The following is a 1,526-nucleotide window of genomic DNA, read 5'->3' on the forward strand; positions in this document are numbered from 1 at the left end:
CCTCCCTTCGTCTCGAGCGCCCAGAGCAGGATCGCGATGGCGTCGGCCTCGTTGTCGTCGGCCGGGCTGAAGCCGCGGGCGCGAACGGCGGCCATGACGGCAGCCTTGTCGGCATTGCCCTTGCCAGCGGCGTGACGCTTGATCGTGCCGACCGGAACGCCCTCGTAGGGTACGCCCCGAAGCTCAGCCCATGATGTGAGCGTGGCCATGAGCCCGCCGTAGATGTGGCTCGCGTCGGTGCCTGCGTGGCGGCGGACCTCTTCGAACCAGATCGCGGCGACAGGACCGGACTGCCGGTCGATCTCGGTCAGCCAGTTGGTGAAGCGAAGATAGCGCATGCCGCCGCCGTCGAAGCGGCCGGGACGGAAGCAGACCGTGCCGGTGGTGATCAGCCCATCATGGCCGCGCAAGGCCCAGCCTGTCGTGGTGCCCAGATCGAGGGCAAGGATCGTGCGCGACGGCGGATTCAGGGTTGCGCCCGGCTCGACGCCGGACAGAGTCGTATCAGCCATGGGTGGTCTCCTTTTCTGTTTGGCTGCTCGGGTGGAAGACGACGGCGGTTGATGCTTGGCGGTAGCGGCCGCCGTCGTCGGATTGGGGTTCACGGAAGGTCAAAGCCCCCGCGCGCGGACGCCCCGCTACGTATGGGATGGGGGCCAACTCCTCCGGTTGGCCCCCCATACGTAGTATGGGGGCTTTCCCCACTAACTCCTCCACATCGCCCAACGCATTGAAAACACGTCGCAAAACATGATTTTGGAGGAGTTGGGGAGGAGTTGGGCCACTAACTCCTCGACCGCCGCAAGTCATTGATTTCATTGAAACAGGAGTTGGGGAGGACATAGGAGTTAGGCCTCACTCTTAGGAGTTGGGGAGGCCTCTTCCGCGTCCGTCGTCGTCTCGGGATAGACCCAGACAGCCGGGTTTTCGACGTCCATGCAGACGCCGGAAAGCGGGCATTTATAGTGGCTCGGCAGCACCGGAGCGGCGGTCTCGCGGACTTCCCCGGTCTCGGGGTCTACCTGTTCCTCGGGGCGGAAACGCATGCCCTTGACGCAGAGATAGCCGAAGCGCGACCGGACCTTTGGGTATCCGAATTGTGCGCCGTCGCGCAGGAACTTGATGTGACCTTTCGTGGCGAGGACACTGAGGCGTTCCCTGATCGTGAATTTGCTGCCAAGGCCGCTCTTGTTCTCGAAGGCTTCGGCGAACTGCATCGTCGTGTAGAGCCGGCCCTCGGCCGCTTCCTCGAAGAGAATGTCGAGGATCACGTCCCGCTTGCGGTCCCGCTCGGCATCGAACTTCGCCCCCTGTTCGGCGCGCACGAGCCGTTCGTTCATCGGGTTGACCTCGACCCACGCCCCCTTGACCTTGTCGACGAGTTTGGGCTTCAGCGCGGGGCCGTTCCTGAGCTCGATCTCAAGCTTCCGCTCTGATGCGTCTTCGTCCGGCCGGTGCAGGATCAGGCCCGTCGTGTAGAAACCCCTGAGCGCGCTGGCCCCGGACAGCGCGAGGAATGGGTCGTC

General features: G+C 64.2%; 2 protein-coding genes. Both read right to left on the reverse strand.

The features are described 5' to 3' along the window. The coding region (locus tag ACFO1V_RS09455) for a hypothetical protein (RefSeq protein WP_380075089.1) at positions 1–512 on the reverse strand (512 nt) is incomplete at its 3' end. Positions 513–848: 336 nt separating this feature from the next. Further along, on the reverse strand, positions 849–1,526 hold a 678-nt coding region (locus ACFO1V_RS09460; RefSeq protein ID WP_380075090.1), incomplete at its 5' end, for a hypothetical protein.

The organism is Daeguia caeni (assembly GCF_042653845.1).
Taxonomy (GTDB): domain Bacteria; phylum Pseudomonadota; class Alphaproteobacteria; order Rhizobiales; family Rhizobiaceae; genus Brucella; species Brucella caeni.